The 22,272-nt window shown below is 66.9% G+C and carries 21 protein-coding genes and 1 tRNA gene; 17 read left to right on the top strand and 5 right to left on the bottom strand.

The features are described 5' to 3' along the window. Positions 1-25: 25 nt before the first annotated feature. From ACWF5H_RS08080 to ACWF5H_RS08035, 10 genes are all read left to right on the top strand, one after another. Entirely contained in the window at positions 26-415 is a 390-nt protein-coding gene (locus ACWF5H_RS08080) for a VOC family protein (protein WP_452036082.1), read from the top strand. 275 nt (positions 416-690) lie between these two features. Beyond that, on the top strand, positions 691-1,581 hold the full coding sequence (locus ACWF5H_RS08075) for a ParA family protein (RefSeq protein ID WP_127514504.1): 891 nt from the start codon (positions 691-693) through the stop codon (positions 1,579-1,581). Then, positions 1,581-2,513: a segregation and condensation protein A gene (locus ACWF5H_RS08070; RefSeq protein WP_452036015.1), complete on the top strand. Its 933-nt coding sequence runs from the start codon at positions 1,581-1,583 to the stop codon at positions 2,511-2,513. The genes ACWF5H_RS08075 and ACWF5H_RS08070 overlap by 1 nt, the downstream gene beginning before the upstream one ends. Continuing rightward, a complete protein-coding gene (scpB, locus tag ACWF5H_RS08065) occupies positions 2,506-3,141 on the top strand; it encodes an SMC-Scp complex subunit ScpB (RefSeq protein WP_452036014.1) in 636 nt (211 codons plus the stop codon). The genes ACWF5H_RS08070 and scpB overlap by 8 nt, the downstream gene beginning before the upstream one ends. A gap of 59 nt (positions 3,142-3,200) precedes the next feature. Continuing rightward, positions 3,201-4,451 (top strand): pseudouridine synthase, encoded by a 1,251-nt coding sequence (locus ACWF5H_RS08060; RefSeq protein ID WP_452036013.1) that lies wholly within the window; start codon positions 3,201-3,203, stop codon positions 4,449-4,451. A 3-nt stretch (positions 4,452-4,454) separates the two neighbouring features. Next, positions 4,455-5,573: a prephenate dehydrogenase gene (locus ACWF5H_RS08055; protein ID WP_452036012.1), complete on the top strand. Its 1,119-nt coding sequence runs from the start codon at positions 4,455-4,457 to the stop codon at positions 5,571-5,573. Continuing rightward, complete coding sequence (gene cmk, locus ACWF5H_RS08050; RefSeq protein WP_364652402.1) at positions 5,570-6,274, top strand: (d)CMP kinase; 705 nt, start codon at positions 5,570-5,572, stop codon at positions 6,272-6,274. Before ACWF5H_RS08055 ends, cmk begins: the two co-directional genes overlap by 4 nt. Then, a complete protein-coding gene (locus ACWF5H_RS08045) occupies positions 6,261-7,001 on the top strand; it encodes a lysophospholipid acyltransferase family protein (RefSeq protein ID WP_452036010.1) in 741 nt (246 codons plus the stop codon). Before cmk ends, ACWF5H_RS08045 begins: the two co-directional genes overlap by 14 nt. Further along, entirely contained in the window at positions 6,994-8,547 is a 1,554-nt protein-coding gene (gene der, locus ACWF5H_RS08040) for a ribosome biogenesis GTPase Der (RefSeq protein ID WP_452036009.1), read from the top strand. The genes ACWF5H_RS08045 and der overlap by 8 nt, the downstream gene beginning before the upstream one ends. 126 nt (positions 8,548-8,673) lie before the next feature. After that, a tRNA-Pro gene (locus ACWF5H_RS08035) sits at positions 8,674-8,747 on the top strand. 133 nt (positions 8,748-8,880) lie between these two features. Here ACWF5H_RS08035 and ACWF5H_RS08030 read toward each other — a convergent pair. After that, positions 8,881-9,615, bottom strand: coding sequence for a TetR/AcrR family transcriptional regulator (locus ACWF5H_RS08030; protein ID WP_452036008.1), 735 nt, complete (start codon positions 9,613-9,615; stop codon positions 8,881-8,883). A 521-nt stretch (positions 9,616-10,136) separates the two neighbouring features. On the opposite strand from ACWF5H_RS08030, the gene gcvH reads away from it, so the two are divergent. The 5 genes from gcvH (at position 10,137) to ACWF5H_RS08005 (ending at position 13,172) form a co-directional block, all read left to right on the top strand. Continuing rightward, the gene (gcvH, locus tag ACWF5H_RS08025; RefSeq protein ID WP_364649577.1) at positions 10,137-10,523 is read left to right on the top strand and encodes a glycine cleavage system protein GcvH; all 387 of its coding nucleotides are present in this window, start codon (positions 10,137-10,139) and stop codon (positions 10,521-10,523) included. Positions 10,524-10,597: 74 nt separating this feature from the next. Continuing rightward, complete coding sequence (locus ACWF5H_RS08020; protein ID WP_364649580.1) at positions 10,598-11,077, top strand: FHA domain-containing protein; 480 nt, start codon at positions 10,598-10,600, stop codon at positions 11,075-11,077. 75 nt (positions 11,078-11,152) lie between these two features. After that, positions 11,153-11,830, top strand: coding sequence for a transcriptional regulator FtsR (ftsR, locus tag ACWF5H_RS08015; RefSeq protein ID WP_452036080.1), 678 nt, complete (start codon positions 11,153-11,155; stop codon positions 11,828-11,830). An 11-nt stretch (positions 11,831-11,841) separates the two neighbouring features. Beyond that, on the top strand, positions 11,842-12,345 hold the full coding sequence (locus ACWF5H_RS08010) for a bifunctional nuclease family protein (protein ID WP_452036006.1): 504 nt from the start codon (positions 11,842-11,844) through the stop codon (positions 12,343-12,345). Between the two features lie 230 nt (positions 12,346-12,575). Further along, entirely contained in the window at positions 12,576-13,172 is a 597-nt protein-coding gene (locus tag ACWF5H_RS08005) for a MerR family transcriptional regulator (protein WP_127514479.1), read from the top strand. Positions 13,173-13,283: 111 nt separating this feature from the next. On the opposite strand, the gene ACWF5H_RS08000 is transcribed toward ACWF5H_RS08005, so the two are convergent. Continuing rightward, a complete protein-coding gene (locus ACWF5H_RS08000) occupies positions 13,284-14,123 on the bottom strand; it encodes a ParA family protein (RefSeq protein WP_364649587.1) in 840 nt (279 codons plus the stop codon). Between the two features lie 316 nt (positions 14,124-14,439). Here ACWF5H_RS08000 and ACWF5H_RS07995 point away from each other — a divergent pair, with 316 nt between their 5' ends. Further along, positions 14,440-17,871 carry a pyruvate carboxylase gene (locus ACWF5H_RS07995; protein WP_452036003.1) on the top strand — a complete coding sequence of 1,144 codons (3,432 nt, stop codon included), beginning with the start codon at positions 14,440-14,442 and terminating at the stop codon, positions 17,869-17,871. A gap of 87 nt (positions 17,872-17,958) precedes the next feature. Here the strand turns inward: ACWF5H_RS07995 and ACWF5H_RS07990 are convergent, their stop codons facing one another. After that, complete coding sequence (locus ACWF5H_RS07990) at positions 17,959-19,767, bottom strand: AMP-dependent synthetase/ligase (RefSeq protein WP_452036001.1); 1,809 nt, start codon at positions 19,765-19,767, stop codon at positions 17,959-17,961. 174 nt (positions 19,768-19,941) lie between these two features. On the opposite strand from ACWF5H_RS07990, the gene ACWF5H_RS07985 reads away from it, so the two are divergent. Further along, positions 19,942-20,901 (top strand): ROK family glucokinase, encoded by a 960-nt coding sequence (locus ACWF5H_RS07985; RefSeq protein WP_452036000.1) that lies wholly within the window; start codon positions 19,942-19,944, stop codon positions 20,899-20,901. A gap of 17 nt (positions 20,902-20,918) precedes the next feature. On the opposite strand, the gene ACWF5H_RS07980 is transcribed toward ACWF5H_RS07985, so the two are convergent. Both ACWF5H_RS07980 and ACWF5H_RS07975 read right to left on the bottom strand, forming a co-directional pair. Then, complete coding sequence (locus tag ACWF5H_RS07980; RefSeq protein WP_364649599.1) at positions 20,919-21,389, bottom strand: hypothetical protein; 471 nt, start codon at positions 21,387-21,389, stop codon at positions 20,919-20,921. After that, a complete protein-coding gene (locus tag ACWF5H_RS07975; RefSeq protein WP_452035999.1) occupies positions 21,376-22,164 on the bottom strand; it encodes an alpha/beta hydrolase in 789 nt (262 codons plus the stop codon). Before ACWF5H_RS07975 ends, ACWF5H_RS07980 begins: the two co-directional genes overlap by 14 nt. Between the last annotated feature and the right edge of the window lie 108 nt (positions 22,165-22,272).

The following is a 22,272-nucleotide window of genomic DNA, read 5'->3' as shown; positions in this document are numbered from 1 at the left end:
TTCACGCAGAATGCAGGTGAGTGCAATGGCCGGACATGTGGTGCATTTCGAAATTCCAGCGGAGGACCAGGACCGTGCGAAAGAGTTTTACACCGCGGCCTTTGGCTGGAGTATCAACGCGATGCCGGAGATCGATTACACCTCGCTCGGGACGATCCCCACCGACGAGCAGGGCATGCCAACCGAACCCGGGGCCATCAACGGCGGCATGTTCCGCCGCGAAGGGGAACTGACCGGTCCGATCATCACCGTGGACGTCGACGACATTGACGCGGCCCTGGAAAAAATCGGCAGCCTGGGCGGCTCGACCGTCAGGGCCAAGGGCGCCGTGCCGCAGATGGGGTACTTCGCCTACTTTCGGGACAGCGAGGGGAACGTGATGGGTCTGTGGCAGACCGATCCCGCGGCCGGCTAGGGGGCGAGGCTCAGGTCCGCCGTTCTCGGGCGGTGTCCCTGACGTTCAACTCTTACTGACATCCCGGGCAGTCCGGCGGACACGGTTGTGCCGGTGGGCACGGTTGTGCCGGTGGGCACGGTTGCGCCGGCCTAGGATGGGCAAAAACCTTAGACCTCTACTTGAAGCTAAAGGCTCGCCGATCCTCAGCGTCCTGTCGATTGATATCAGGACCGTCACTGTAACCTTGTCAGGAAGAAGTACGGCAGCGAAACGATGGAAGCTGGGTTTGATACGTGAGCAGCGAACAAGGTGCGACAACCACTCTGCGGCAAGCGGACGAGGATGTCCTGGGCCCCACCGGCCGGCCGCTGACCGAGTTCCCTGAACCACCCGCCTTGGCTTCGCATGGTCCCGCGCGGATCGTGGCTATGGTCAACCAGAAGGGCGGCGTGGGTAAAACCACGTCCACCATCAACCTTGGCGCGGCCCTGGCCGAGCTCGGCCGCAAGGTGCTGCTGGTCGATTTCGACCCGCAGGGTGCGCTGTCCGCGGGGCTCGGCACGAATCCGCATGAGCTGGACCTGACCGTCTACAACGTGCTGATGGACCGCAAGACGGACATTCGCGAGGCGATCCAGCCCACCGAGGTGGAGAACATCGACCTGCTGCCGGCCAACATCGACCTCTCCGCCGCAGAGGTACAGCTGGTCAATGAAGTTGCTCGCGAGCAGGTCCTGGCGCACGCGCTGCGCAAAGTCGAGGACGACTACGACATCATCCTGATCGATTGCCAGCCCTCCCTCGGCCTGCTGACCGTCAACGCGCTGACCGCGGCCCACGGTGTGATCATTCCGCTGATCTGCGAGTTTTTTGCGCTGCGGGCGGTGGCGCTGCTGGTGGAAACCATCGAGAAGGTCCAGGACCGGTTGAATCCCCGCCTGCAGATCGACGGTGTGCTGGCCACCATGTACGACCCGCGCACGCTGCACAGCCGCGAGGTGATCGGCCGCCTGCTGGAGGCGTTCGGGGACAAGGTCTTCGAAACCGTGATCAAGCGCACGATCAAGTTCGCCGACGCCACCGTCGCCGCCGAGCCGATCACCAGCTACGCCGGAAACCACGCCGGTGCCACCGCCTACCGCCAGTTGGCCAAGGAGCTCATTTCGCGCGGCGGCGCCCCCTGATGACGCTGACGCCGGCAGGCGCGACGCCTGCTGGCCGTCCTCCGGCAGCTCAGGAAACGGTGCCGGCCGGCCCGGATGGCGACCGGAAGACGGCCGGGTTTGCTGTGACTTTGGACAACTTCAGCGGTCCTTTCGACCTGCTACTGGGGTTGATTTCCAAGCACGAAATGGACATCACGGAAGTGGCGCTCTCCCGGGTCACCGACGAATTCATTTCCTATATCCGGGGACTGCAGGCGGATGGCGACGACAAGGCGCTGGACGAAGCCAGCGAGTTCCTGGTCATCGCAGCCACGCTGCTGGACCTGAAGGCCGCCCGGTTGTTGCCCACCGGCGAGGTCGAAGACGATGAAGACATCGCCCTGCTCGAGGCCCGCGACCTGCTCTTCGCCCGGCTGCTGCAGTACAAGGCCTTCAAGGAGATCGCGGCGCTTTTGGGCCAGCGATTGGCCCGGGAAGCCGACCGCTTTCCGCGGCAGGTCTCGCTGGAGCCGCACTTTGCGGCGTTGCTGCCCGAGCTGGTCTGGCGCACGCCGCTGGCGGAGTTCGCCGCCCTCGCGGCCAAGGCACTGGAGCCCAAGGTACCCGCCCCCACCCAGGTCGGGCTCTCCCACCTGCACGCCCCGCCGGTCAGTGTGAAAGAGCAAGCTGCCATCCTGGGTGCGCGGCTCCAGGCCGGCGGCCCGCTGTCCTTCCGCTCGCTCACCGCCGACGCGGACGGAACCCTGGTAGTGGTCGCCCGCTTCCTTGCCCTTCTGGAGATGTTCCGCGATGCCGTCATCGCGTTCGACCAGGTGGCGCCGCTGGGCGAGCTGACGGTCCGTTGGACCGGCCCGGACGCGGAATGGACCGGCGAGAACCTTAGCGAAGAGTACGAAGACACCCCGGTGCCGGAAACGGCGGCGGATGAAACGGAGGAGACCCATGACTGATCCGGTGAAGGAGGCTGCGGGCGTTCCGGGGATCGACGTGGACCAGTTGCCCGGCGGCGCCCGCGCTGCCCTCGAGGCCGTGCTGATGGTCATCGACGAACCGGCGTCGGAGATCGAATTGGCCACCGCGCTTTCCCTGCCGGTGGACACGGTCCGGGAGCTGCTGCTGGACCTGAAAAGGGATTACGACGGCGGCGCCTCCTCCGCCGGCCAGCCCGCCGTTGCGCCCCGCGGCTTTGAGCTGCGCAACATCGCCGGCGGCTGGCGCATCTTCTCGCGCAGCGATTTCGCGCCGCTGGTGTCCGGCTTCGTGCTGGAAGGACAGACCGCCCGGCTGACCCAGGCTGCCTTGGAGACGCTGGCAGTCATCGCCTACCGCCAACCGGTCTCCCGGGCCAGGGTTTCCGCCATCCGGGGAGTCAACGTCGACTCGGTAGTGCGGACGCTGACTCAACGCGGGCTGATCGAGGATTCCGGCACCGATCCGGAGACCGGAGCCATCCTGTATCGGACCACCTCGTATTTTCTGGAAAGATTGGGGATAGGAAGCATCGGCGAACTGCCGGAGATCGCCCCGCATCTGCCGGGGCTGGAAAACCTGTCCGAGTACGACGACGCTTCGCTCTAGACTGCCGGCAGCCGGCAGCGCCAGACCATTGACGTAGTTCCCACGGGTAAGGATCCACCATGACACAACCGCCTCGTTCCGGCTCCGGACGGAATAATCCCCGCGGCGGAAAGCGTCCCGGCGACGACCGTCGTCCGGACGGCGCCCAGCGCCGATCGGAAGGCGGCTCGGCCCAGGGACGAGGCCGTCCCGGCCAGGGGAGCGGCGCCGGCCGGACCGGTGCCGGCAAGCCCGGTGGCGGTCGCTCCGGCTCAGGTGCCGGACGGGACCAGAGCCGTTCCGAGTTCGGTCAGGGTTCCGGTCAGCATGGTGCCCGCAGGGGACCGGCCGAACCAGGCGCGGGCAAGCAGGGGAGCCGCAAGCCGTCGACGGCGGGCTCGGGCACAGGCAAGCCTGGAGCCGGCAAATCCTACGGCAGCAAGGCCGGTGCGGGCAAGGCCCGCGGTGCCAAGCCGCAGCGGTCGGCAGGACCCAAGGCCTTCGGCCGGGAGCGCTTCGGCCAGAACCTGGGCCCGGTCAGCCGACCCAATCGTGGTTCGCGCGCCGGCACGGGCGCCGGGGCAGTTTCCGACTTGCACGATCCCGAGGGCGTGCGCCTGCAGAAGGTCCTCGCCGGGGCCGGAGTTGCCTCGCGCCGCGTGTGCGAAGAACTGATCCAGGCCGGCCGGGTAGAAGTGGATGGCGTCGTCGTGCGCGAGCTTGGCGTGCGGGTGGACCCCGCCCACGCGGTCATCCACGTGGACGGTATCCGCGTGCAGATGGATGAGACGCTGACCTACCTGGTCTTCAACAAGCCCAAGGGCGTTGTCTCCACGATGGAGGATCCCGAAGGGCGCCCGTGCATCAGCGACTACCTGAAGCCCCAGCAGGGCCAGCGGCTGTTCCATGTGGGCCGGCTGGACCAGGCCACCGAAGGCCTGCTGCTGCTGACCAACGACGGCGAGCTGGCCAACCGCCTCACCCACCCGTCCTACCAGGTCCCCAAAACGTACCTGGTGCAGGTCCGCGGGCCGATGGCTCACGGTGTGGGTGCGCAGATGAAAGCCGGCATCGAGCTGGAAGACGGCGTCTCCTCGGTGGATTCGTTCAAGCTGGTGGACTCCACGCCGGGACACGTTCTGGTGGAAGTCGTGCTGCACTCGGGTAAAAACCGGGTGGTGCGGCGCTTGTTCGACGCCGTTGGCCACCCGGTGGAACGGCTGGTCCGGATCCAGGTCGGACCCATCCGTCTGGGCGATCAGCGCCAGGGCAGCATCCGCGCCCTGGGCCGCCAAGAGGCCGGACACTTGCTGGCATTGGTGGGGATGTAGCAGGTGAACCCAGCACATGTGCAGGCTACCCATCTGTCCGGACCGGTCTTGGTGATCGGAACCGGACTGCTTGGAGCCAGCATCGGCCTCGGCCTGCGTGCCCGCGGCATTGACGTCCTGCTGTCGGATCCGTCCCCGTCCGCCCAGGCCGTGGCCCAGGACATTGGCGCAGGACGAATCCTCCCTGCGGGCGAACGCGTGGAGCCACAGTTGGTGGTCGTCGCGGCGCCGCCGGACGTTACCGCCGCCGTCGTGTCGCAGGCGCTGCGGGATTACCCGGACGCCGTCGTGGTGGACATCGCCAGCGTCAAGTCGTCGATTTTCGAGGCGCTGGCCAAGGATCCGGACCTGACCGGGGCCGACCTTGGCCGCTACGTGGGCACCCACCCGATGGCCGGCCGGGAAAAATCGGGTCCGGTGGCGGCCCGCGGCGAGATCTTCACGTCGATGCCGTGGGTCCTGTGCCCGTCTGAACAGTCGTTGCCGGGAGCGGTGAAGACCGCTCAGGCGCTCGCCATCGATCTGGGCGCCGTGGTGTCGCGGATGTCCGCGGGCGAACATGACACGTCCGTGGCGATGATCTCGCACCTGCCCCAGGTCATGTCCTCGCTGCTGGCCAGCCGGCTGCAGGACACTCCGACCCACGCCTTGTCGCTCTCCGGCCAAGGCCTCCGCGACGTCACCAGGATCGCCGCCAGCGACCCGGCGCTGTGGGTGCAGATCCTCGGCGCCAACGCGGCGCGGGTGGTGGACCTCCTATACGGTGTCCGGGAAGATCTGGAACGGCTGATCAATACTCTGGAACAGCCGGAGGCCGACGGCGCCCGGCTGGATATGGCGCAGCTGATCAGCGAGGGCAACGCCGGCCAGGCCCGGATTCCCGGCAAGCACGGTGCGCCACCGCAGGCGTTCGCGTGGCTGACCGTGCTGGTCGACGACACCCCCGGCCAAATCGCGCGCCTGCTGACCGAAATCGGCGAGGAGGGCATCAACCTGGAAGACCTCCGTCTGGCGCACTCGGCCGGCCAGCCAGTGGGGCTGGCGGAAATTGCGGTGCTGCCCAGCAAACGCCACGAACTGATCGAATATCTCACCTCACACGGATGGAAGGTTGTGCAATGAGCGCGGCGGAAGTGGACATGGCTCGTTACCGGCTGGGCAAGGCCCTGGTGGTTGCCATCGACGGACCCTCGGGCTCCGGCAAGTCGTCCGTCAGTAAGGAAACGGCGCGCCGACTGCACGCGTCCTACCTGGATACCGGCGCCATGTACCGCGCGGTGACCTGGTACTGCGTCAACACCGGTGTGGATCTGGCCGATTCGGCTGCCGTCGAGCAAGCCTGCAAGGACGTGGACCTGCAGATCAGCACCAACCCGGACGATGAATTTGTGCGCATCGGCTCGACCGACATCACCGACGAGATCCGCGAGCCGTCCATCTCCGCATCGGTCAGCGCCGTGGCCACCACGCTGGGCGCACGGGCCGAACTGGTCCGCCGCCAGCAGCAGATCATTGCGGATTCGGGCCGCCGGATTGTTGCCGAGGGCCGCGACATCACCACCGTAGTCGCGCCTGACGCCGAGGTGCGGCTGCTGCTGACCGCCAGCGAGGAGGCCCGGCTGCGCCGGCGCGGCCTCCAGTTGGGCGGAACCCAGAGCGACGCCGACCTGCACGAGCAGGTGCTGGCCCGGGATGCGAAGGATTCGACGGTGGTGAATTTCTCCGAGGCGGCGGACGGTGTTTTCACCGTGGATTCGTCCGACTTGGACTTCGAACAGACCGTGGAAGCGGTGCTCGCCGTCGTGCGGCATGCCGCGCACTGAGCCCACCCGGGCCGGGGGATTCACCACACCTGTCCGCTGGGGTCCGCGCTGGGGCCGACCGGTGGGCAAGGTACTGGACCATCTGGTTTACCGGACCCGTATCCATGGACGCGAAAATGTCCCGGCCGGCGGCCCGGTCATCTTCGCGGCCAACCACTTGAGCTACCTCGACGGCCCGGTCATGGTGGGTGCAGCGCCGCGCCCCATGCACGTGCTGGTCAAGCAGGAAATGTTCACCGGAATGCTCGGCAAGGTCCTGCAGTACTCCGGTCAGATCCCGGTGGACCGAAGCGGCGACCGGGCAGCCCTCAGCGATGCCAGGGCCTTATTGGCCGAGGGCCGCTGCGTCGGAATCCTGCCCGAGGGAAGCCGCGGGGCCGGGGATGCGGCCGAGGTCAGTTCCGGGGTGGCCTGGCTGGCCTTGATCAGCGGCGCACCCGTGGTGCCGGTGGCGGTGCTCGGCACCCGGATCAGCGGCGAGCACCGGGACGCCATCCCGCGGCCCGGCCGGGTCTTCCACGTGGCGTTCGGTACTCCGCAGACCTATCGGCGGCTGCCCTCGGCCTCCGGGCGTGTTTCAATGGACACTGCAGCCGAAGCGATCCGCCGGCAGTTGTCCGGCCATGTCCGGCGCAGCGTGGCGTTAACCGGGCAGCGGCTTCCGGCCGCCCACACCCGCGACGACAACCGGCTTGCAGCCTACCCAGAAGGAACAGACGATGAGTGAGACCCAGCCCGGATCCTCCCCGGCGGAACGGCCGGCCGACGAGGAATACCGTCCGGCGGGCGAAGACCAGGTCGTCGAGCGCATGCTTGCGCTCGACGACAACGAAGCCGAGATGCGCGCGGCATCGCTGCGCGCTGGCTTGGCGGACTACGAGCTTGATGACGAAGACGCCGCGCTGCTGGCCGCCGCGGAAGAACCCGTGTCCGAGGAAGAGCCGTTGCGCGTCGCACCGGTGCTGGCCATCGTGGGCCGGCCCAATGTGGGCAAGTCGACGCTGGTGAACAGGATCCTGGGCCGCCGCGAGGCAGTGGTCGAAGACACCCCCGGTGTCACCCGCGACCGCGTCTCCTACTCGGCCCACTGGAACGGACGCCCGTTCACACTGGTGGACACCGGCGGCTGGGAACACGACGCCAGGGGAATCCACGCCCGCGTAGCCGACCAGGCCGAGATCGCGGTGGACATGGCGGACGCCGTTCTGCTGGTGGTCGACGCCAACGTGGGCGCCACCGCCACCGATGAAGCAGTTGTGAAGATGCTGCGCCGGAAGAAGAAGCCGGTCATCTTGGTGGCCAACAAGGTGGACGACATGGCCCAGGAATCCGAGGCCACCACGTTGTGGGGCCTTGGCTTCGGCGAGCCGCACCCCGTGTCGGCACTGCACGGCCGCGGCGCCGCCGACATGCTTGACGCCGTCATGGACGTGTTGCCCGAATTTTCCGCCTACGGGGGACTGGAGCGCACCGGCGGTCCCCGCAGGGTCGCGTTGATCGGCCGCCCGAACGTGGGCAAATCGTCGCTGCTCAACAAGCTGGCGGGCAGCGAGCGGGTGGTGGTCGACTCGTTGGCGGGCACCACGCGTGATCCCGTCGATGAAATGATCGAACTCGGCGGACGCACCTGGCGGTTCGTTGACACGGCCGGCATCCGCCGCCGCGTGCACATGCAGCAGGGCGCAGATTTCTATGCCTCGCTGCGGACGCAGGCTGCGCTCGAAAAGGCGGAGGTCGCCGTCGTGCTGCTGGCCGTGGATGAGGTGCTCAGCGAGCAGGACGTGCGCATCCTGCAGTTGGCGATCGATTCCGGCCGGGCACTGGTGCTCGCCTTCAACAAGTGGGACCTGTTGGACGACGACCGCCGCCGGTACCTGGAACGCGAGATCGAACAGGACCTGGCCCACGTGGAGTGGGCTCCTCGGGTCAATATTTCGGCGAAGACCGGCTGGCACAAGGACAGGCTGGTGCCGGCGCTGGACCGTGCGCTCGAGTCCTGGGACAAGCGCATCCCCACCGGGCGCCTCAACGCGTTCCTGGGCGAACTGGTGGCTGCCCATCCGCACCCCGTGCGTGGTGGCAAGCAGCCGCGCATCCTGTTCGGAACACAGGCAACCTCGCGGCCGCCGAAGTTTGTGCTGTTCACCACCGGTTTCCTGGATCCTGGCTACCGCCGGTTCATCACCCGCCGGCTGCGCGAAACCTTCGGTTTCGAAGGCACTCCGATCGAAGTCAGCATGCGCGTTCGCGAGAAGCGGGCACGCAAGCGCTGACCTTGCTGTGGCCGCCGGACAACGTGCCGGCGGCCACCGCCCCGGCCGCGCCGGGTGGTCATGGCGGGCGCAAAAATGCTGTACAGTATTTGAGGTGGTTCCGCCGGATGCATGAAGGCGGAACTTCGGGTTGTGGCGCAGCTTGGTAGCGCACTTGACTGGGGGTCAAGGGGTCGCAGGTTCAAATCCTGTCAACCCGACAGATAAGGGCGGCTGGCCAGTAGAAATACTGGCTAGCGGCCCTTTGTAGTTTTCCGGCACTAACAGACGTCCCGCCGCCCAGCAGGGCTGCGGGACGTTGTCGTGTGGGCTGAACGCTAAGCCGGAGGCCTCCTACCCGGCGGCCTGCTTCCTCACCTGCGCGGACGACCAGCCCTGCCGATGGAGTCTGTCGAAGCCGTCGAGGAGCAGGTCCAGCGCGAACTCGAACTCGAACTGATCGTCGCAGCCGTGACCGACGACAGAGCCGTCATCGTGTTGCGCCGCGGTGGCGACGGTGACGATGTTGGGGTACAGCTCTTGCATCTGAGCGAACATGGCCGCCTGTGCCTCCGGCGTCAGCGCGGGCGGTGCTTCCGCCGCCGGGGCAGCCGATCCGTCGAAGAGTTCCTGGGTGAACCCCCACATCCGGCCCCCCAACGCATGCATGACGTGGTGGGCGAGGTCGGGGGTGAAGCCGCCCGCGAGGAAAATGCCGGCGAACGAATCCTGATACTCCAGCACGGCCGGGGTGGGGCGTGCACGGGATTCGATCGCCTGCCGGGCCCACGGATGGCGCTGGAGCGCTTGCCGGGCGGAGAGCACCCGCAGCCGGATGGCATTTCGCCAATCGGCGCCGGGAGCCGGCGGGTCGATCTCGCGGATGAGCACCTCCACCATCCCGTCGAGCAGGTCCTCCTTGTCGGCGACGTGCTTGTACAGCGCCATCGGCACCACATCGAGCTCCTGGGCGAGCCGGCGCATGCTGAGCGCGTCGATCCCCAGCGTGTCCGCGACGCCGACGGCGGTCTCCAGGACGCGGCTCCGGTTAAGTCGAACGCGCGTCCTGCCCTCTGCCTTTTGACTCATTCCGTCACCTCTCAGCCGTGGAAAATCCACCGTCACAAGTGTACAGCGTACGCCTCAGGGCCGCGCTGCCCGGCACGCCGCTGACCCGGTGGCCGGCCCCTTTGATGGGCCAGCCACCGGGTGGCTCGAGTACCGTTGCCCGTCCAAGTCACCGTTTGGCGTCCACGTCACCGGATGCTGCCCCTGACCTCATGGCGAAGTCATCCTTTGGCGTCCAAATCTGGGGTTATACGGGGTGATCTGGCAGCCAAACCCTGAACTCGACCGGGACAGGCTCGCGGCGTCCGGCAGCTAGGACGCAGGCGGATGCTGGGCGTCCGGCAGCTAGGACGAGGACAGGCTTCACGCGTCCGGCGTCCGGTGGGGGCCGCGCCGTGCTGGTGCCGGGGCGGCCCGGTGGGTCCGATGGGCCTTTCCATTAGCTTGTGCAGGGTCTTGTGTGCCTATACTTTCAGCGATGGCGGGGAATTCGGTTCCTTGCCTGCAGCAACTGGACGTCCATGGTGCGAGAAAGGCAACCGATGAGCAATATTCCCGCAGATCTGAAGTACACCGCTGAGCATGAGTGGGTGGCTGCCGCAGATGCCGAGGGCACTGTGCGCCTGGGCATCACCGACTTTGCCCAAGATGCCCTCGGTGACGTGGTCTATGTGCAGATGCCGGAAGCCGGCTCCTCCATCACTGCCAACGACGTTGTTGGTGAAGTGGAATCGACCAAGAGCGTCAGCGACATCTACGCTCCGGTGAGCGGCGAAGTAGTGGCCGTCAACGACGCGCTCGAGTCCGATCCGGCACTGATTAACTCCGATCCCTACGGGGAAGGCTGGCTGCTGGAGGTCAAGCTGTCGGATCCGGCGGCACTGGAGACGCTGCTCAGTGCCCCGGAGTATGAACAGCAGGTAGGCTAGAGCTACCGGAACCAAATCGACGGCCAGCCGGTCTTGGACCGGTTGGCCGCTACATTTTTACGGAGGATCTATTGATGGTGGGCGACGCTCGCAACGCCGCAAACAATGGGAACGGCGACGGCCGGCACCCGGAGGCGAATGCGGAAACCACATCCATCTTTTTGCCGCCGCAGACCGTGGCACACGCAGCCACGCCGATGCTCAGCTCCGAGGAGGAAGCATCGGTGGCAGCGTTGCCGGCCGGGTCGGCGCTGCTGATAGCCCACGGCGGCCCTAACGCGGGCGCCCGGTTCCTGTTGGACCAGGACGTCACCACGGCTGGCCGGCACCCGGAGGCGGATATCTTCCTGGACGACGTGACCGTCTCCCGCAAGCATGTCGAATTCCGCCGGTCCGGCGATGGCTTCATGGTTGTTGACTCGGGCAGCCTCAACGGCACCTACGTCAACAACGACCGGGTGGACAGCCTGCAATTGCGGACCGGAAACGAAGTGCAGATCGGCAAGTTCCGCCTAACCTTCTACGCAGGCACGGCGGCAAAGGGGCAGGGCTAACCGGTGCCGGCGTCCCAGCCAGCGCGGCGCACCCTCGGGTCGTCCCGGGAGGGCTACCGCAGCAGCGTCCTCAATATCGGCGAGGTGCTGCAGCAGCTGACGGACGAGTTCCCGCAGATCAGCGCCTCAAAGATCCGTTTCTTGGAGGAAAAGGGGCTGATCAGCCCCCAGCGCACGCCGGCCGGTTACCGGAAATACACTGGCCAGGACGTTGAACGGCTCCGGTTTGTGCTGGCGCTGCAGCGGGACCAGTACCTGCCGCTCAAGGTCATCAAGGACTATCTGGACGCCATCGACCGCGGCGAGCGGCCGGAGGCGCTTCCGGGCGGGATGACGCTGGTGCCCCGGATGGTGTCCGACCCGCTTGCCGCTGAACTGAACGGTCGTGGCCGGGCACTGACCCGAGGCGAGCTCCTGCAGGTCAGTGGAGCGTCGCAGGAATTAGTGGACGACCTGCTCGCCTATGGTCTGATCCACGAGCAGGACACGCGCTTCGATGAACACGCGCTCAAGGTGGTTCGCGCCTGCATGCAGTTGGGCAGCCATGGAATCGAGCCGCGGCACCTTCGGTCGTTCCGGGCCGCGGCTGACCGCGAAGTCGGGCTGGTGGAGCGTGCCGTGGCGCCGTTGGCCTCGCGCCGCGACGTCGCCTCACGTGCGCGCGCCGCGGAAACCGCCAAGGAAATCAGCGATCTGTGCCTGAATCTGCACACTGCCCTCGTCCATGGGCATCTGTCGCAGATGGAGCGCTGAACGGAGGAGCCATGCTCGAACTAGAGGTCGTCGGAGTCCGCATCGAGCTTCCGTCGAACCAGCCGCTTGTGCTGCTCAAAGAAACTGACGGCGAACGTCATATTCCCATCTGGATTGGCGCTCCGGAAGCCAGCGCCATCGCGTTTGCCCAGCAAGGCATCAAGCCGCCGCGTCCCATGACGCACGACCTGCTGAACGACGTGGTGGAGGCGTTGGGCCGGAGCATTACCGAAGTCCGCCTGGTCACCGTGCAGGACACGGTCTTTTTCGCCGAGTTGGTTTTCGACGGCGGCGCTACAGTCAGCTCTCGTGCCTCGGACGCCATTGCGGTGGCACTGCGTGTGCCCTGCCCCATCTACTGCGCGGACGAGGTGATGGAGGAGGCAGGGGTCAAGATCGCCGAAGCTTCCGACGACGACGAATCCGGCGGCGAGACGCAGGACAACGCGGAGAGCCAGCTGCGCCAGTTCCGCGAATTCCTCGCCGACGTGGAGCCCGAGGACTTCGAAAAATAGGCGCCGGCGAGACACACATCCCGCATCTAAGCCGGCCGCGCCGAGGGGGCCGAATCCGACACGCCGCAGCAAAAGTGCCAGCATCTTTGACCGGCGGCCCCCGCCGTTCTAACGTCGAAGCATACAGTTCCCATTGCACCGCAAGCCAACTCAGGGCAGACTGAAACCAGACCTCTGGGCTGACCGCGGTGCTCACTTCCCCATAGGGAACTTCGACAAGGAGGGTTCACGTGAGTCCTAAAGGTGATGCAGGCGAAATGCCGCACGCTCGAACGACCGGTGCTGCCATACCCGCAAGCGCCCAGGGCCTGCTGTTCACCGAAGACTTGCCCGTGCTGGATGAGGACGCCGGATACCGCGGCCCCACGGCCTGCAAAGCGGCCGGCATCACCTACCGGCAGTTGGACTACTGGGCTCGGACCGGCCTGGTGGAACCCGCCGTCCGCGGTGCGTCGGGCTCCGGCTCCCAGCGCCTCTACAGCTTCCGGGACATTCTGGTCCTGAAGGTGGTCAAGCGGCTGCTGGACACCGGTGTCTCGCTGCAGCAGATCCGAACAGCCGTTGAACACCTGCGTGAACGCGGCGTCGAAGACCTGGCCCAGATCACCCTGATGAGCGACGGCGCCAGCGTCTATGAATGCACCTCCGCCGACGAAGTCATCGACCTTGTCCAGGGCGGACAGGGCGTCTTTGGCATCGCAGTTGGCCGGGTCTGGCGGGAGGTTGAGGGCAGCCTCGCAGAGCTCCCCAGCGAACACGCCGCCGAGCAGCCCGAGTTCCACGACGATGAACTGAGCCGCCGGCGCGCAGCGCGCAAGATCAGCTGACCCCAGCACAACTTATAGACAGCGGGAGGGGCTCCGGATTCCGGAGCCCCTCCCGCTGTTGATGCGGATCGGGGCGGTTGCGCCGCGGGACGGGCGAGGGGCAGCGCGTTGTCAGCTGGGCTGGCGGCGAAGCGCCCGGCTGCGCATCCGGCCCGAATCAGTGATGTTCTTGAGCAGGTCGTCGAAGAGCGAGGCAGCCTGCCTGGCGGATTCGCCGGGCCACTGGTGGACGGAATGTGCAGCACCCTGGATCTGCTGCCAGTTCGCCTGCTCCACGATGGTGGGGGAGAGCAGTAGGTCGCCGAACATGGTCTTCATTTCCCCCAGCCGGTAATTGTGCTCGTTGGAGCTTGGCCGGACTCGGTTGGCAACCACACCTGCAGTCTTGAGATCCGGCGCGAATTCCTCCCGGAACAGGTCGATGGCCCGCATGGTGCGTTCGGTGCCGGCAACCGAGAAGAGGCTGGGCTCGGCCACCAGCAGCACCCGGTTGCTGGCAGTCCATGCCATCCGTGTCAGGCCGTTGAGGGACGGCGGGCAGTCGATGAGTACCAGTGAATACCCGGTCACGCGCGAGAGCACGGTGGACAGCCGGCGCAGGTCCCGGCGGCTCAGATCCGGGCGGTCGTAGATGCCGGAGTAGGCCGAGCCGACAGCGACATCAAGGACCTTCCGGCCCGACGATGTGGCCGGATTGGCTTCTGCTGTCCCCACCCATCCGCTCGGGGCGGCGTTCTGGGCCAGATCGGCTTTGCGTGCGTTCTTGAGTAGCCGGCCGATGTCGGTCTGGTGGGACGGCTTGACGCCCAGCCCCGTGGTGGCATCAGCATGCGGATCCAAGTCGATGACCAGGGTGGGAATTCCCGCTGCCAGCGCCGCAGAGGCCAGGCCCAGCGTGACCGAGGTCTTGCCGACCCCGCCCTTGAGGCTGCTGATGCTCACTACTTGCACGTAAAAACCAAAACCTAACGTATCGAGTCGTGGGGCTTCTGCGCCGGATAAGTCTTCACGGCACCCTATACATCATAGGTGGAGCGCCGCAGGAGACTGTGCCATCGGCGCGGCTAAGCGGCGTTTCTCTTCGGCGCCCGCCGCGGCGCCGTAACATCCGGACCGCTAACCACAACCTAGAGGTGATCTGTGCAACACTGGCTTGCCAGTTCAGCGGGACGTCCGTGAGACTTGGCTCACTGAGTCGGCCGGCTACGGCGCCGGACGGTCGTGTCTCAAATCCTTAGTCCGGACCCGGCAATGATGCAGGAGTGAAATGTTCTCAAAGATCCTGGTAGCCAATCGTGGCGAAATCGCCATCAGGGCTTTCCGCGCAGCCTACGAACTGGGCGCGAAGACCGTGGCTGTGTTCCCCCATGAGGACCGAAATTCGATCCACCGGCAGAAAGCCGACGAAGCGTATCTCATTGGCGAGCCCGGACATCCCGTGCGGGCCTATCTCGACATTAACGAGATCATTCGGGTGGCCAAGGAATCCGGCGCGGACGCCATCTACCCGGGTTACGGTTTTTTGTCCGAGAATCCGGACCTGGCCCGTGCGGCTGCCGGGGCTGGCATCGCCTTCGTCGGCCCGAAGGCGGACGTGCTGGAGCTGGCCGGGCACAAGGTCCGTGCCTTGCAGGCAGCGCGCAAGGCAGGGATTCCGGTGCTGAAGTCCACCGACCCCAGCGCCGATACGGAGAAGCTGCTGGCCGAGGCCGAGGAGATCGGCTTCCCCATTTTCGTCAAGGCCGTGGCCGGCGGCGGCGGGCGCGGCATGCGCCGGGTCGATAGCCCGAAAGACCTGCCGGAAGCGCTGGCAGCCGCCATGCGCGAAGCCGACACCGCCTTCGGCGACCCAACCGTATTCCTGGAGCAGGCCGTGCTGCGGCCGCGCCACATCGAGGTGCAGATCCTGGCCGACGGGCAGGGCAACGTCATGCACCTCTTCGAACGCGATTGCTCGCTCCAACGCCGGCACCAGAAGGTCATCGAAATCGCCCCCGCACCCAACCTGGACGAAAACATCCGCCAGGCGCTGTACCGGGATGCCGTGAAATTCGCCGAGGCGCTAGGTTACACCAATGCCGGCACGGTCGAATTCCTGGTGGACACCGTGGGTGAGCGGGCAGGGCAGCACGTCTTCATCGAGATGAACCCGCGGATCCAGGTGGAGCACACGGTGACCGAGGAGATCACCGACGTCGACCTGGTGCAGTCCCAGCTGCGCATCGCCGCCGGCGAGACTTTGGCCGATCTGGGTTTGTCGCAGCAGACGGTCTCCGTCAACGGCGCAGCGATGCAGTCCCGGATCACCACCGAGGATCCGGCCAACGGATTCCGGCCCGACGTCGGCAAGATCACCGCCTACCGCTCAGCCGGCGGCGCGGGGGTCCGGCTGGACGGCGGAACCATCTACACCGGTGCCGAGATCAGCCCGCACTTCGACTCGATGCTGGTCAAGCTCACTTGCCGTGGACGCGACTTTGCGACGGCGGCGGCCCGCGCCAAGCGTGCCCTGGCCGAGTTCCGCATCCGCGGCGTTTCCACCAATATTCCGTTCCTGCAGGCAGTGCTGGAGGACCCGGATTTCCTTGCCGGCAAGGTAGCCACATCGTTCATCGACGAACGGCCGGAGCTGCTGAAGGCCCGTGTCTCCGCCGACCGCGGCACCAAGCTGTTGACTTGGCTGGCGGATGTCACGGTCAACAAGCCGAACGGGGAGCTGCCGGTGGCCACGGCGCCGGTGGAGAAGCTGCCCGAACCGGCCCGGCAGGCACTCGAGGCCACCGGCGCACTGACCACGGTCCCGGCGGCGGGCTCGCGGCAGCGGCTCCAGCAGCTGGGTCCGGAGAAGTTCGCTGCCGAGCTGCGGGAGCAAACGGCCGTGGCGGTCACAGATACAACTTTCCGCGACGCCCACCAGTCGCTGCTGGCCACCCGCGTGCGGACCAAGGACCTGCTGAATGCGGCGCCCGCGGTGTCCGCCCTGACCCCGCAACTGCTCTCGGTGGAGGCATGGGGCGGAGCAACCTACGATGTGGCGCTGCGGTTCCTGGGCGAGGACCCGTGGGAGCGGCTGGCGGCGCTGCGCCAAGCGATGCCGAACATCTGCCTGCAGATGCTGCTGCGCGGCCGGAACACGGTGGGCTATACGCCGTACCCGGAGGAGGTCACCACAGCATTCGTTAAGGAAGCGGCCGCCACCGGCATTGATATTTTCCGGATCTTCGATGCGCTCAACGACGTCTCGCAGATGGAACCGGCCATCCGCGCCGTGCGGGAGACCGGAACGGCCGTGGCGGAAGTTGCGCTTTGCTACACGGGCGACCTGCTGGATCCCGCCGAGGACCTCTACACGCTGGACTACTACCTGGCCTTGGCGGACCGGATTGTCGATGCCGGGGCCCACGTCCTGGCGATCAAGGACATGGCCGGCCTGCTGCGTCCGGCGGCCGCAGCTAAGCTGGTCTCGGCGCTGCGTGGACGCTTCGATCTGCCGGTGCACCTGCACACCCATGACACGGCCGGCGGGCAGTTGGCCACGTTGTTGGCTGCCGTCGATGCTGGTGTGGACGCTGTCGACACTGCCAGCGCCGCGATGGCCGGCACCACCAGCCAGCCGTCGATGTCGGCGCTGGTCGCCGCCTTGGCCCACACCGAGCGCGACACCGGCTTGGACCTGGCCGCGGTGGGGTCGCTGGAGCCCTACTGGGAAGCGGTCCGCCGCGTCTATGCTCCGTTCGAGTCGGGGTTGCCGGGGCCGACCGGCCGCGTGTACACCCACGAAATTCCGGGTGGACAGCTGTCCAACCTGCGGCAGCAAGCAATGGCGCTAGGACTCGGCGAACGGTTCGAGGCGATCGAGGACATGTACTCGGCTGCCGACAAGATCCTGGGCCGGCTGGTGAAGGTGACGCCGTCGTCTAAGGTGGTGGGCGATCTGGCCCTGCAGCTGGTGGGCGCCAACGTCGACCCCGAGGAGTTCGCCGCGGACCCGCGGAAGTTCGACATTCCCGACTCCGTGATTGGCTTCCTCTCCGGCGAGCTGGGTGATCCGCCCGGCGGCTGGCCGGAGCCGTTCCGCACCAAGGCCCTGGCCGGGCGCACCATCAAGCCCCGCAACGAGGTGCTCTCCGCCGAGGACTCGGCAGCGTTGGCCTCGGACCCGGCCACCCGGCGGACGACGCTGAACCGGCTGCTCTTTGCCGGCCCGGCCAAGGAATTCGAGAAGACCAGGGAAACCTACGGAGATGTCTCCGTGCTAGACACGCTGGACTACCTCTACGGGCTGCAGCCGGGGTCCGAACATGTGATCGCCCTCGAGAAGGGCGTCCGCCTGATCGCCATGCTCGGCGCCATCTCCGAGCCGGATGAGAAGGGCATGCGCACCGTGCATTGCACGCTCAACGGCCAGCAGCGCAACGTGACGGTGCGCGACCGCAGCGTCGAATCAGAGGTCAAGGTTGCGGAGAAGGCCGATCCCGGACAGCCGGGACACGTGGCGGCTCCTTTCGCCGGCGCGGTCACGGTCATCGTCAAGCCCGGGGACACCATCAAGGCCGGCGATACGGTGGCCACGATCGAGGCGATGAAGATGGAAGCCGGTATCACGGCCCCGGCCGGGGGCACCGTGGCGCGGCTGGCGGTCTCCGCCGTCGAACAGGTCCAGGGCGGCGACCTGCTGCTGGTCATCGACCCGGCGTAGCCGGAAGGCCGGTACGCCGAGCGGCCTGACAAACGACGGAAGGGCTGCCGCTGTGAAGCGGCAGCCCTTCCGTTTACGCCGGAGCGGTTATTGCCGGACGCTGGTGTAGATCTGCTCCACATACTCGTCGAAATCTGACAGTACCTGCGCCCGCTTGATCTTCAGCGACGGCGTCAGGTGTCCGGACGCCTCGGTGAAGTCGGACGGGATGACGCGGAAGGACTTGATCCCCTCCGCCTGCGAGACCGATTGGTTGGCCTGGTCGATCAGGGCTTGGATGGCGGTCTTCACGGCGTCGTGGCTGGCGGCCTGTTCCATCGTGGTGCCGGCCGGCAGTCCGTGGCGTTCAAGCCAGCCGGGCAGGGCTTCCTCGTCCAGCGTGATGAGCGCGGAGATGAACGGGCGGTTGTCGCCGATCACCACGCATTGGGACACCAGCGCATCGGCGCGGATCTGGTCTTCAAGCTGTGCCGGCACAACGTTCTTGCCGCTGGCCGTGACGATGATCTCCTTCTTCCGGCCGGTGATGCTCAGGAAACCGTCGGCGTCCAGTTCGCCGATGTCGCCGGTGCGGAACCAGCCGTCCTGGAACGCCTCGGCGGTGAGATCCGGACGGTTGAAGTAGCCGCGGAGCACGCAGACGCCCTTGGCGAGGATCTCGCCGTCGTCGGCAATCTTTACAGCATTGCCGGGCAGCGGGGCTCCGACCGTGCCGATCTTGACCAGCTGGGGCGTGTTGACGGAGATCGGCGCCGTCGTTTCGGTGAGCCCGTAGCCTTCCAGCACCAGCAGGCCGATGCCGTGAAAGAAATGCCCCAGCCGTTCGCCCAGGGGGCCGCCGCCGGAGACTGCATGTTCAACCCGGCCGCCCATCGCTTCGCGGATCTTGTGGTAGACCAGCTTGTCGAAAAGCTTGTGCTTGAGCTTGAGCGTCAACGGCACCTTGCCGGCCGCATCGGCGCGTGACCAGGCGACGGCGGTGTCGGCGGCGGCGTGGAAGATCTTGCCCTTGCCGCCGTCCTCCGCCTTGAGCATGGAGCTGTTGTAGACCTTCTCGAAGACGCGCGGAACGGCCAGGATGAACGTGGGCCGGTAGCTCTGCAGGTCCGGCAGCAGGTTCTTGATGTCCGGGGTGTGCGCCACTGTGGCGCCCGCGGCAACGCAGAGCACGGAGATAAACCGTGCGAAAACGTGGGCCAGCGGCAGGAACATGATGGTCTGGGCGCCCTCGTGGGCGACGTCCGGCAGCGCGGCGGCGGCGTTCTTGGACAGCTCCACGAAATTCCCGTGGGTCAGTTCGCAGCCCTTGGGCCGGCCGGTGGTGCCGGAGGTGTAGATGATCGTGGCCAAGTCGTCGAGGCCGGCGGCGCTGCGGCGTTCCTCCACGTCGGCGTCCGGGACATCGTTGCCGGCCGTGCGCAGTGCATCCAGCGACTCTTCGTCCAACTGCCACACGTGCTTCAGGTTTTCCAGGCCTTCGTCGAGGGCGGCCCGGCGAACCTTGGCTTCATGGGCAGCGCTTTCGGCGAATACTGCCACCGCGCCCGAATCGCCCAGGATCCACGCGATCTGGCTGGGGGAGGAGGTCTCGTAGATCGGCACCGACACCGCGCCCGCAAACCAGACCGCGAAATCCACCAGCGACCATTCGTAGCGGGTACGGGCCATGATGCCCACGCGTTGGCCCGGCTGGACGCCGGAGGAGATGAGCCCCTTGGCCAAACGTGTCACGTCGGCGAGGAATTCGGTGGCACGGATGTCCTGCCATGCCCCGGACGAATCCTTGCGTGAAAACAGGGCAGGGTTCGATGCCTTCTGCGCCTGCTCAACCACCAGGTCGGCGATGTTGGCATCCCGCGGAACGTCAACCAGGACGGGCACGCTGTATTCGCGCACGTTAGCTCCTCACTACTTCAGCTGTGGCCAGCTCTGCTCAGCCTCCCTGACGGAGGTTGCCTTTAGCCTATAACCTAAATCACAGTGCCTACCGGCAGGTAACCTACAAAACGGTAACGGTCCCTCCCGCCCCGGCTGCCCGGCAGGTGGGCTCGGCTTGCCTACGATGGGGAGGTGGAGAACAGCGGACTGTCGGTGGGGATCGATATCGGCGGCACCAAGGTGGCGGCCGGTGCCATCGATGGTGCCGGGAACGTGGTCGCGGAGCTGGTCCGTCCGACCCCGGGCCACGATCCCCGGGACGTGGAAGAGCTCATCGCCGCGCTGGTGCGCGAGGTGGCGTCCGAGCACCAGGTGGTGGCGGTGGGCGTTGGCGCGGCCGGCTGGATGGATCTTTCCGGCGGCACCGTGTTGTTCAGCCCGCACCTGGCCTGGCGGAACGAACCGCTGCGGGACAACCTGCAGCGGCTGCTCCGCCGGCCCGTCACGGTAGTCAACGACGCCGATGCCGCCGCATGGGCCGAGTTCCGTTTTGGGGCGGGGGCAGGAGAGCCGCGGCTGGTGTGCATCACCCTGGGCACGGGCATCGGCGGAGCCATGGTGATGGACGGCCGGCTGGAGCGGGGCCGCTGGGGTGTTGCGGGGGAGTTCGGGCACCAGGTCATCATGCCCGGCGGACACCGCTGCGCGTGTGGAAACCGCGGTTGCTGGGAGCAGTACGCCTCGGGCGATGCACTGGGCCGCGAGGCCCGGGAACTGGCGGCGGCGAATTCCCCGGTGGCCCAGCGATGGCTGCAGGCCACGGGCGGCATCGTGGAGGACATCACCGGCGCAGTGGTGACCGAGCAAGCCAAGCGGGCCGATCCGGCCAGTGTCCGGCTGCTGGAGGAGACCGGCGAATGGCTGGGGCTGGGACTGGCTAATCTGGCCGCGGCGCTGGATCCGGGTCTGTTCGTGATCGGCGGGGGACTCTGTGAAGCCGGCGATCTGTTGCTGCAGCCGGCACGCCATGCGCTGGAGCGGAACCTGACCGGCCGGGGTTTCCGCCCACTGGCGGACGTCCGGCTGGCGGCCTTGGGACCGAGGGCCGGGATGATCGGTGCCGCAGACCTCGCCCGGGCCGCCGCCGGCTGATCCCCGCGCCGGCCGCCTCAGACGCGTGCGCCGTCGTCGTACCCGTCGCGTTCCTTGGGCAGCCGGAAGAGCAGGTAGACGGCGGAAGCCACGAACAGGACCACCATGCCCAGCACCGCAGCCAAGGGTGCGCCGCGCCACAGCATGGCGGTCAGCAGGAGACCCAGCGGCGAGCCCACCGCGCCGATCCACGCCAGCACGAGCAGCGGCTCGCCGGCGCCCAATGGTTCGGGCTCCGGCGGTACGTAGCCCTCGTCCTCGTCCGGTTCCTCGACGACGTAGTCCCGCGGGCCGGCTGACCCGCCCGGCGTCCCGACCTCCGGCAGGCGGTGTTCGAAGATATCGCGCAGGCGTCGGGGATCCGTGCCGCCGTCGGCTGCAGGCTGCTCCGGAAGGGGTCCATCCGGGTTGCCGGAGTCGGTTTCTTCCAGCCGGGCCACCAGATCCTGCCAGACGGCGTCGTCCCGGTCCTGTTCATGCCCCGGCACGGCTGGCTCCTGAGTTCGGTGATGACGTGGCCGCGATGGCCTGGATGAATTCCGCCGATCTGCGATAGATCAGCTCGGCGTCGTGGTCCATAGTGGCCACATGGTAGCTGTCCGCGAGCGGCACCACCTCCAGCCGCTCGGTGCCGATGCGGCGGCGGAGCACGCGCATCGAGGACTCGGGCACCGTATGGTCCACGGCGGAGCGGAAGACCAGGGTCGGAGCGGTGACCCGGGGCAGGTCGGCCACCACCGTCTTGAAGAGCTGGCCCAGTTGGTGGGCGGCCGCCACCGGGGTGCGGTCGTAGGCACCCTCATCGATGCCCGGCATATTGATGTCGTTGCCAATGGCCGGCACGGATTTCAGCACGTACTTCATCAGTCCGGAGAACGGTGCCCGAGGATCGGCGATGGTCAGCCCCGGGTTTACCAGCAGCACGCCGGAGACCGGTCGATGCGCGGCCAGCCGCAGCGCGAGGGCGCCGCCCATGGACAGGCCGGCGACGAAGACCTGGCTGCGCTCGCGGGCGAGTTCGGCGAAAGCCTGCTCGGCCGCCCCGTACCAGCTTTGCCAGCGGGATGTTCCCAGCTCCTGCCACGTGGTGCCGTGGCCGGGCAGCAACGGCAGCCGCACGGCAAAGCCGGCATCGGCCAAACTCTCCGCCCACCCCCGCATGCTGCGCGGGGAACCGGTAAAGCCATGCAGCAGCACCACGCCCAGACGGGAATGGGGGCCGTGCCCGGAGCTGGAGAAGGCCCCGTCGAGAGCAGAAGTCATGGCACTATCGTGTCATTATGGGAGCCGTTCGGCCATTGATTGCCGTCCCCTTCCTTTGCGTCCTAGCCCGCGGCGCGGCCACGCAGACGCCAAGCTGGAGTAGAGTCT

The organism is Arthrobacter sp. NPDC055138, from assembly GCF_053607305.1.
This window is presented reverse-complemented; position numbering and strand designations above follow the sequence as displayed.